Source organism: Methanobrevibacter sp. (genome assembly GCF_045644645.1).
In the GTDB taxonomy this organism is placed as follows: domain Archaea; phylum Methanobacteriota; class Methanobacteria; order Methanobacteriales; family Methanobacteriaceae; genus Methanocatella.
In genome coordinates, this window is sequence record NZ_JAZRHE010000139.1 from 1 (window position 1) to 10,216 (window position 10,216).

General features: G+C 33.6%; 13 protein-coding genes. 3 read left to right on the forward strand and 10 right to left on the reverse strand.

The annotated features are described in order from the left end of the window. The first annotated feature begins 187 nt into the window (after positions 1-187). The 3 genes from ACKI4K_RS08355 to ACKI4K_RS08365 are packed head-to-tail and all read left to right on the forward strand — an operon-like array spanning position 188 to position 1,863. Positions 188-571, forward strand: coding sequence for a hypothetical protein (locus ACKI4K_RS08355; RefSeq protein ID WP_407424120.1), 384 nt, complete (start codon positions 188-190; stop codon positions 569-571). Between the two features lie 12 nt (positions 572-583). Then, a complete protein-coding gene (locus ACKI4K_RS08360) occupies positions 584-1,321 on the forward strand; it encodes a 4-phosphopantoate--beta-alanine ligase (protein WP_407424122.1) in 738 nt (245 codons plus the stop codon). 5 nt (positions 1,322-1,326) lie between these two features. Further along, on the forward strand, positions 1,327-1,863 hold the full coding sequence (locus tag ACKI4K_RS08365; RefSeq protein WP_407424142.1) for a nucleoside monophosphate kinase: 537 nt from the start codon (positions 1,327-1,329) through the stop codon (positions 1,861-1,863). Here ACKI4K_RS08365 and ACKI4K_RS08370 read toward each other — a convergent pair whose 3' ends face one another. The 10 genes from ACKI4K_RS08370 to ACKI4K_RS08415 all read right to left on the reverse strand — a co-directional run bounded on the left by ACKI4K_RS08370 (position 1,864) and on the right by ACKI4K_RS08415 (position 9,598). Next, entirely contained in the window at positions 1,864-2,544 is a 681-nt protein-coding gene (locus ACKI4K_RS08370; RefSeq protein ID WP_407424124.1) for a TIGR00289 family protein, read from the reverse strand. It lies immediately after the preceding gene. Positions 2,545-2,549: 5 nt separating this feature from the next. Continuing rightward, positions 2,550-3,356, reverse strand: a complete 807-nt coding sequence (locus tag ACKI4K_RS08375) for a hypothetical protein (RefSeq protein ID WP_407424126.1) — start codon at positions 3,354-3,356, stop codon at positions 2,550-2,552. A 70-nt stretch (positions 3,357-3,426) separates the two neighbouring features. After that, positions 3,427-3,849: a class III signal peptide-containing protein gene (locus ACKI4K_RS08380; RefSeq protein WP_407424128.1), complete on the reverse strand. Its 423-nt coding sequence runs from the start codon at positions 3,847-3,849 to the stop codon at positions 3,427-3,429. Beyond that, a complete protein-coding gene (locus tag ACKI4K_RS08385; RefSeq protein ID WP_407424130.1) occupies positions 3,850-4,716 on the reverse strand; it encodes a prepilin peptidase in 867 nt (288 codons plus the stop codon). Between the two features lie 94 nt (positions 4,717-4,810). Continuing rightward, the gene (locus tag ACKI4K_RS08390; RefSeq protein ID WP_407424132.1) at positions 4,811-6,427 is read right to left on the reverse strand and encodes a CTP synthase; all 1,617 of its coding nucleotides are present in this window, start codon (positions 6,425-6,427) and stop codon (positions 4,811-4,813) included. A 69-nt stretch (positions 6,428-6,496) separates the two neighbouring features. Beyond that, entirely contained in the window at positions 6,497-6,862 is a 366-nt protein-coding gene (locus tag ACKI4K_RS08395; protein WP_407424134.1) for a hypothetical protein, read from the reverse strand. A 9-nt stretch (positions 6,863-6,871) separates the two neighbouring features. Further along, positions 6,872-7,645, reverse strand: a complete 774-nt coding sequence (locus ACKI4K_RS08400) for an alpha/beta hydrolase (RefSeq protein ID WP_407424136.1) — start codon at positions 7,643-7,645, stop codon at positions 6,872-6,874. A gap of 7 nt (positions 7,646-7,652) precedes the next feature. Next, positions 7,653-7,820, reverse strand: a complete 168-nt coding sequence (locus ACKI4K_RS08405) for a hypothetical protein (RefSeq protein ID WP_407424138.1) — start codon at positions 7,818-7,820, stop codon at positions 7,653-7,655. Positions 7,821-7,832: 12 nt separating this feature from the next. Then, on the reverse strand, positions 7,833-8,240 hold the full coding sequence (locus tag ACKI4K_RS08410; protein WP_407424140.1) for a GNAT family N-acetyltransferase: 408 nt from the start codon (positions 8,238-8,240) through the stop codon (positions 7,833-7,835). Then, positions 8,240-9,598, reverse strand: a complete 1,359-nt coding sequence (locus ACKI4K_RS08415; protein ID WP_407424144.1) for an MATE family efflux transporter — start codon at positions 9,596-9,598, stop codon at positions 8,240-8,242. Before ACKI4K_RS08415 ends, ACKI4K_RS08410 begins: the two co-directional genes overlap by 1 nt. Between the last annotated feature and the right edge of the window lie 618 nt (positions 9,599-10,216).

The following is a 10,216-nucleotide window of genomic DNA, read 5'->3' on the forward strand; positions in this document are numbered from 1 at the left end:
TTTAAAATTCATTTCTCTAAAAGCTTGTAAAAACAAGTTGTTAGGTAGGTAATTATTAATAATTATTTACCTAACCATCCCAAAACTTTTTTTTAAATCAGATAATTACAAACTATAAGCAATTTAGAAAAGTATTTAATATTTTTCAATCAAAATAATATTGATAGTTATTTTAAGGTTTAAAAATATGAAAATTAAATTAGCCGTTACATTTGGAATACTCATATGGTTTCTAACATATTTCTTCTCAGAGATTCTTAATCCGATTTTAATTAAATTTATTCCATACAACCAGGTTGCTATTCCTTTAGTCATAATTATTGTAACAGGATTTTTTGGAATAATCTACATCAGAAATATTGAAACAAATGAGGTAGTCGAAGGAGTGCTCGCGGGAATAGTATTTATTATAATAGATATATTGCTGGATTACATATTTTTTATTGTTCTAGGTTACCCGAGTGTGATTTTTGACAATTACTTATATCACCTCTTTTCAATGATTACTTTAACTTTATTAATAACAACATTTTTAGGATACTTGGCTCAAATGAAAATCGATTTAAAATAAGGAGACATTAAAATGATACCCAAATCACATCCACGTTACGAATCATTACTTTTAAGAGACAAAATTGTTAAAGCGGCAGAAAAAGGCTATTTGGCAGACTCTGGAATGATAGCTCATGGCAGGGGCGAAGCATTTGATTATTTGATTGGGGAAAAAACCACCCATCCTGCCAAAAGAGCGATGTATGTTGCCGTTGCAGCATTACTCCTGTCCAATAATCCTGTCATTTCAGTTAATGGAAATGCTACTGCCCTTGCAATCGATGAAATAATAGATCTGGCAAAAGCAATCGATGCAAAAATAGAAATTAATTTGTTCTATAGAACAGATGAAAGAGTGAGACTGATAACAAAATTATACAAGGATCACGGTTATAAGGATATACTCGGTTCTCTAGATGATGATATCGAATATATCAATGAAATTAAAAACAATAGGTCTTCAGCAAGTAAAACTGGAATCTACACCGCAGACACCATCTTAATTCCACTTGAAGATGGTGACAGAGCAGAAATACTAAAAAAAGCTGGTAAAAACATAATTACAATAGACTTGAATCCTCTTTCCAGGACTTCAAAAATGTCTGACATATCAATTATGGACAACATCGTAAGAGCCATTCCATTTATGACTAAAATTGCTGAAGATTTAAAGACACAGGACAAAAAATTCCTAATGGATATGGTCAATGAATTCGACAATGAAGAAAACTTAAAAGAATCTTTAAAACAAATTAAATTAGAAGAGTGAATATGATGAGAGTAATCGGAATTTCAGGAATGCCCGGGTCTGGAAAAAGTTTTGTTTCAGATAAGGCTATTGAAAAAGGAGCCCTTATTGTAAGTATGGGTGATATTATACGAGAAGAAGCAAAAAAAAGAGGAGAAACTACCGGCGAAACAGCAGTGAACTTAAGAAAAGAGCACGGCCAGTATATTGTCTCCGAGTTGACAATTCAAAAAATTAAAAACCTCCAAAAAGAGGGTCATGAAAAGATTGTTGTTGAAGGAATAAGAAGTCATCATGAGGTTGAAATGTTTAAGGAAAACTTCGAGAACTTCATGATAGTCTCAGCATTTACAAATCCCTCCACCCGATTTGAAAGATTAAAAAACAGGATGAGAGAAGACGATCCTCAGGATTATAATGACTTCATTGAAAGGGATTATAGGGAATTAGGGTTTGGCCTTGGTAATGTAATAGCCCTCTCGGATAAAATAATTATTAATGAAAGTAATCTAGAAAGCTATATCAAAAAAATAGAAGAATGTTTTGATGAAATAGATTTCTAACTATTTTTCTTCAAGAATTGCATCTTCAATGATATAAACCCCACTGTCAAGATGCCATTCTTTTCTATCTTTTAAAATCTTAAGTCTCTTTTTGAATATGGGTCCGTCAATAGCCAACGTTTCAGCTTCACCGCCTTCAAAAGCAATGTTAACCTGGTACTTTTCATTGATTTTTACTAATTCATCAATAGCCTTATCGTCAATGACTCGCCCTAACCATGATTCATCCAGCCCCCAAGCTGCAACACCAGAAATGATTATTTCAAAACCTAAGGAAACAATTTCCCTCATATATTCAAGTTCATCGACATGCCAATATGGGGAGATTATCTTTAGTCCGACTTGCGAACCCAATTTTTCGATTCTTGATTTTTGATAAACTGAATAGAGTGCACCTGTGTATATGGCTTCAACACCCAAACCCTTGAGATTTTCAAACTCCTCTTTCAAATCTTGGAGTTCCTCTTCTTTAACGCCTTGAGTCACAGCGGAAACTATCGGAATATCGAGTGCCTCTGCAAGCAAATCAGTGACATGAATGTTTGGAACATGAAACATGTATGATTCATCATTAACAGATTTCATAGAAAGAAGATATCTGACATCTTCTTTCTTTTTTAAAGCATAATACAAAGCCATTGTACTATCCTTTCCACCTGAAAATAAAACAGCGACATTCATAGACTCTACCGTTTGCGTTTAGTTTGCATGAATTTTTTAAATCTTCTATAGTAAACAACAACAGAATCTACATAAATTCCCATCAATGCAACAATGACTCCAATAATACCAGTAATTAATACAAAATAGGTATTGGAAATAGTTCCAGTGGAAGTGGAGTTTAAATCATTTTGTATCGGTCCTTCTAATGCACTGGCAACAATACCCCTTTGAAGTAAATTTTGTTGGAATTCATCATAGTTATAGGAGTCTATTACCAGTTTGGAATGAACCTTGGCATAGGACAATGAAGTACCATAAACCAATTTATACCAGTCTGAAAAAGATTTTAAAGCCTGGGTTGCAGTATAGTTGTCCTTAAGTTCTATGGTAATTGTACCGGATTGGTTAACAGTATAATTTCCATAATGAGAATCGATATTTCCAACTATCCTTTCAAAATACGATTGTTCCATATCCGAAAACTTCCACAAAGGAATCGTGATGCTTTCCTCATCATAAGATTTAAAACCCTCCGTATTAGATAAATTCTGATACAGCTCATTTAAATCAATGGAAGAAGATAAATCCAAATATAAAGTCTCATCCGTATTAGGCATGTTCCTTTCGACTACCTTCATAACAGAAGGCACTTCTTTATAAATCGGTTCTAGGAAAAATGCTCCGCCAATTGATCCTATTAAAAAAGCCACAAGAAGTACTAAAAGAACTTCCTTTTTTGGCATATATGTCTTAAGCATACCTATGGAAAAGACAAATATCATCATTATAATAAATAAAGCGATATAAATAATTGTAGTTATAATGTCCATAAATCACACCATTTAAATAATATAGATAATATTTTAAATTACTACATTAAAATAACTTTTGCTGAAATAATCAGTAAATTACCATCCTTTCACTGCCCACCGGCCATTCTACAACTATACTACACCCACCTTTTTCAACATTGATTGAAGATGATTTCAAATTTGACTTGCATGGGACCTTAATTAACTTATTTTTATTATCTTTAAGCTTTAAATTACATGATAAATAATTACTTGCAACATTAACCTTAAGGGGTTTCACAGAATTAATATTTACCGTTTGTTTTGATCCTTGGCCTTCACCATAAACGCTATTTACCGATAATGCAATTTTAGACAAATCATCCTTCACTTTTATAGAATCTGAAACATCAAATGTAGTTTCAATAGTCTGATTTAGCAGAGGCATTGTAAAAACAATTAAGATAATCAGCGAAATTGCAAATATCAACAAATATTCGAATGAAACTTGACCCTCATTGTCTTTAATCAATTAAATCACCAGAATAATGTTTTTTGTAAACAGCATCATAATATCACCGTAACTGATTGCAATCATTAACCCAAAAAGAATTGCAGGAGCAAAAGGAAATGCTATTTTAACCGATAGCTTGTCTGATATGAATCCCTGAGCACTCATTATCCTTAACAGATACATCTCTTTTTCAGTGATTCCTCCAGCGCTTTGAGATTTAAAATAGAACCTGAACTCTTCATCATCACTTTTATAAATCTTTAGATTCCCATCAATTTCATTTATTAATTCAGATATATGCTCATTGTTGAAATAATATTCATTTACAATTGTTCCTTCTTTAATATCTTCAACAGACACCCACTTATTAAGGGTCGATTCAATAAGATATTTTAAAGTTTCAAAATTAAATACATTCAACAACAAATCAGAATTTCTTTCGAATACATTATTTTTAATAATTAGATGAATAAGGAAAATTACCAGGAACGGAAATGAAACCAGGATGCTGTTTATTACAACACTAAAAGAAAACGGATATATTGACAGCACTGGAAAAATGTTCAAGAATTCCAAATTTATACCAAAGGGTATTACTGAAGCAATGCCTGTGAATAATTTAACATCACCACCACCCCAAATATTCAATTGCCACATCAGATAAGTTATAGTATAAGTAATAACTACTGAAATAATTGAAGCTAAAATATATTTAATGTTAGATGAAAAAATTGCCAAAAGAACGTTTGAAATGAGACCAAAAAGCAGAAGATTTTTAGTTAACGAATTCGGAACAATACCCTTTTTAACATCAAAAATTGCAGCCAAAATACAAAATAGCACTGTAATTGTTATTTGTAGTAGAAATATTACACTAAAATTCATAATTATAGTATAATACAAACTATAATATTAATTAGATAGAAAATAAGCTCGTAAAATTGTTTTAAAATGTAAAATTATATGAAAAAAGAAAAAATTAATTTTTAGAAAACTCATAAATAGCTTCTAAAAATGATTTGAATAATGGATGAGGCCTATTAGGTCTTGATTTAAATTCTGGATGGAATTGACAACCAATAGCCCATGGGTGATTTGGTAATTCAACAATTTCCACTAAGAAATCATCAGGACTAGTACCGGAAATTATTAAACCTTTATCCTGTAAATCTTTTCTGTAATCATTGTTAAATTCATATCTGTGTCTGTGACGTTCCTCAATATCAATTTCACCATAAGCATCATGGGTTTTGGTTCCTTCAATGATTTTACAATCATATGAACCCAAACGCATAGTTCCTCCCATATTTTTGATTTTCTTTTGCTCCTCCATCATGTCAATAACCGGGAATTCCAAATCGTCATCAAATTCGGAACTGTTTGCATTTGGATAACCGTTTCTTCTTGCAAATTGGGTAACCATGGATTGCATTCCAAGACAAATTCCAAATAAAGGCACATTGTTTTCAATTGCATAGTCAATTGCATCTAACTTGCCTTCAAAACCTCTTTCTCCAAATCCGCCAGGAATCAAAATACCGTCCAGTTCCTTTAACTCGTCTTCATCCAATGATTCAACATCGGAACTTAAAAATTTAATATTGGCCTTAACACCAATGTTTGCTGCTGCATGAAGTAATGATTCCCTAATGCTTATATATGAATCCTCAAGCTCCACATATTTGCCCACAATACCTATGGTTACTTCAGGATTAGTTATTCTAAGAGATTCGACAATTTTTCTCCATTCATCCAATTTTGAAGAATCCGGTTCAATATCCAAACCAATTCTGTCCACAATTAATTCACCGATATTGTTATCTTCCAGAACCAAAGGCACTTCATAGATTGTACCTGCATCAGGAGTGTTTACCACTGCATTTCGATTTACATCACAGAAATGAGCGACTTTGGCTAAAAGTGCATCATCAATGTGCTCTTGTGATCTGCATACAATAACATCAGGATTTATACCGACACTTCTCAATTCTTTTGTAGAGTGTTGAGTTGGTTTTGTTTTGAATTCTCCAGCTGCATTTAGGTAGGGAATAAATGTAACATGGACAAACATGACGTTTTCTCTTCCTTCCTCATTTCTGAGTTGTCTTAATGCTTCAAGGAAAGGTTGGCTTTCAATGTCTCCAACAGTACCGCCAAGTTCAACTAAAACAACATCATAATCTGCACTTTCAGAGTTTTCCCTAATCATTTCTTTTATACGATTAGTGATATGAGGAATAACTTGCACACATTCGCCCAGGTATCCCCCTTCCCTTTCTTTGGCAATGACAGATTCATAAACTTTACCGGTAGTGATATTGGCCAAACCATCAAGTTCAACATCCAAAAATCTTTCATAGTGACCAAGGTCCAAGTCTGTTTCCATACCATCGTGAGTCACATATACCTCACCATGTTGATATGGATTGAGTGTTCCGGAATCCCAGTTTAAATAAGGGTCTATTTTAATAGCTGAAACCTTTAAACCGTATGATCTTAAAATTCTTCCCATAGATGCAGATGTGATACCTTTACCTATGGAACTAACTACCCCACCAGTTATAATTATATATTTTGTCAGAAAAATCCTCTCCATAAATAAAATTTACATTATAATTTTAGATTTTCATGATATATAAAAATTTAATTTAGTTTATAAACAGAGTCAAAATCTATTATTTTTCCAATAATTTAATTTGTTCTTAATGGCCCTATCCGTTTCATCGAATTGGAATTGGCCTTCAGCACCATAGTTTGCAAAATTGTGCTGCTGGACAAATAACCCGCATGAATCATCAGGCCCGTAAGGCAATTGTCCTTTTCTGCAGACCATTCCATGAGAAGCCCCATAAGGACTTACACTCCAAAAAGTACAGTTTAGGCAAATATTGCTGCCATCATTCACCATGGAATCATAATCCTGCTCCTCTTCATAATTACCAAATCCGTCATCCGAATCTTCAAAAAACTCAAAGCATTCATCACAGTAATTATCCTCATCCAACTCATTACCACAATTTGGACACCTCATTTTATCCACCTACAATGTTTTAATGAATTCTTTAATGTATCTATCACAAAATTCCCAAGTGTGTTCGCCGGAAGCCCGAACAAACTCCGCATCAATATTTTTTGACTTCAAGTATTCATAAAAATCAATATTCTTTTCAATCAAAAAATCATTATCACCGCATGCCATAAATATGTCCGGAATATTCTCACAGTTTTCAATCAGATATTTAGGATCTTTATCCGAGTTTTTGATTTCATTCAAATCCCCAAAGACGGATTCATAAAAATCTCTGGAGCGCAAAACGTTATCATCATCAGTGTAATCAACAATATCCTCCGTTATTAATGCAGCTGAAATCATTCCAATTTTTGAGAAGTTCTGACAGTATTTTAAGCCGTTTCTAATGGCTCCATAACCTCCCATTGAAAATCCAGCAATGAATGTATCCTCCCTCTTATCAGATAACGGAAAGATGTTCCTTGTAATATCCAAAAGCTCCTGACCAACAAATTCCCCATAAAGTCTGTGAGACCTTTCATGGTCAACATAAAAGCTGTTCTCCCCACATGGAATTACGATAGCTATTCCAGAATCTTCTGCAAATTTCTGAATGGAAGTGTTTGCAAGGAATATGTCATCACTGCCATACAATCCATGAAGCAGATACAATGTTTTATATGGCTGCGGCACTATCTCTTCTCTATCCTGCAGGAAATGAAGATTATCCGAAGGCAGTATCACGCTAATTGATGTTCTCCTCTGTAAGCTTTTACACTTAACGTCTCCTCTGAACAATACCATAAAGCACCTATTCCAACAATTTATCTAATTTTAGGTTAATCTCTTCTATCTGTTTTGAAAGTATTCCTTGATTTTTTAAAATCAGATTCTGATTGTCCACAATTACTTTGAAGTGTGCATCGTTTAAATTCTCTGTACTGGCGACCTTATTGCATATGTCTTCGTTTTCAATCATTTTAAGCACCTCTTAAGTCCATAGATCAGTTATGAACAGCGGACTTGCATCATCTGCCTTTTCAAATCCGCAACTTTCATAAAAGCCAATCTCCTCATCGTATCCGACAACGACTATTCTCAAATAGTCATTATAGATATCTTTTACTTTATTGACTAAATGTTTTCCTATTCCCTTGTCCTGATAGTCGGGCCTTACCAACAGATAATGAACATATGCGGTCATTATTCCATCATCCATTGCACAAATCATGCCCACCAATTTATCTCCATCCCATGCGGAGATTACCGTTTCAAAGTTCCTCATTGCAATTTGAAGCTTATCCGGAAAATGTCCTGAAGACCATTCGACAGACAAGAACAAATCCTGCAAATCGCCTTTTTCAAATTCATGAATCTCTTTGTATGCTATTTCTGTCATTAAACCACCCTGTATTGTGTCCATTTGTTTGAGAAATATCTGTAAACATAAATTCCGGCACGCACATACCAGTCGATGAACATCGCTATCCAAGTTCCGAATACCCCAATTCCCATCCAATCTGCAATGACATAGGATAATCCGATTCTGCATATGAACATCACTGCCAGACTGATGTACATTACTGATTTTGAATCTCCCGCACCCCTGAATGTTGACGGCAACGTGAAGGATGCCGGCCAGATTATGATTGCGAATATGCCGTGCCAGATCACCATTTCGGTTGTCATTGCCGCTGTTTGAGCGGAAAGGTTGTAGATACCTAATATTAAAGGCAAACCTGCAAAAATCAGCAGATTTATGATAATATGTGAAATGACCACTATGACCAAACACTTCTTATTGTAATATCTTGCCTGTTCATAGTCATTGGCACCGACACAGTTTGATATCACTGCAGTCAAACCCAAATTGATTGCAAAACCCGGCAGAACTGAAAATATACCGATTGCATATCCAACTGAGTTTGCAGCTATTGCCATTGTTCCGAATGTTGAAACGATGCTTAAAACCAAAATTCTACCTAACTGGAACAGTCCGTTTTCAACTCCATACGGAATGCCTATCTGCAGTACTTTCTTAAGTAAACTAAAGTCAAATTTATGTTTTAAAGTCTTTTTAATGTGCAGTTTATAATCATCATCTGAAATAAAGTACAGAATCAAAACGGCTGACAAAAGCCTTGCAATTACTGTTGGAATAGCCACTCCGCGAACATCCCATCCCAAATAATAGATGCAAATTGCATTGCCAACAACATTCAAGACATCACAGACAAGCAATATGTTCATTGGCATGGCTGCATTATTTGTTGTTCTAAAAATGGCTGCACCCGCATTGTAAATAGCCAAAAATGGAATTGACAATGCCACAATATATAAATAAATATCAGCATTAGCCCAAACGTCCGCTTCAATCTGACCAAAAAGAAGTCCGATTAAAAAATGCCTCAAAAAGATTACTGTAATCATCAGAATCGTAGATAAAATAGCTGAAAACCAGACAAGTTGTGTTGCGGAGTTTCGTGCCTTGTCAATTTTTTTATCTCCCAGATACTGACCGGCCACAACCGCCCCACCGGTTGCAAGAGCAGAAAAGGAAAAGATAAGAAGCTGAACCAAAAAGTCAACCAATGAAACTCCCGAAATCGCAGCCTCACCCAATGAGGCAACCATCACCGAATCTGCAAATCCCACAAAGAACTCCAGAGAATATTCTATCAAAAGTGGAATGAATAATGCGAGCAATGCCCTATTTGAATATAAATAACCTTCAGGAGTTTTAAATAAATTGGAAATGTTCATGATATCAAAAAAAATAATTCTAGATAATTATATTTACATGACAACATATGAAGTTTTTTATCAGTTAATAGCTGAATTATGAATGCCGAGAAAAACTGTCAATTAGAACTTCTAAAATCATCCATAAACTACTAACTGAATTCAACTATTAACTCTTAACTACATCATGCTGACATGGCCAAGTGAAGATAATATATGGCTAAAACAAGATATGCTAAAGCCACAAAATAATCTTCTAACATGACTTGACCTCCTAAATAAGTATACGATCTCAATTTTCATTTCAATCATACCTCGATTTAATACAAAATTTTTTAGCATTTAGAAATAAAGATATAAATTACTTTTTATTTAAATTAAATAGAAATTAGTTGTATAAAATTGATTTAATAATGAAAAATTGATTTAAAATAGAAATACTGATTAAATAAAAATTATTTAAGATAATAAATGCAAGAGTTTAAATATATGTACTGCCAATATTAATATTAAACATCTATGATGTTTAGTTCATGACTTGAACTCGATTTAATACAACGATGAGGATTTTATCCTCATCATAATCTCAAAACTATTTTTTTACAAAAAAATTGAAAGGTAAAAAGATTATGG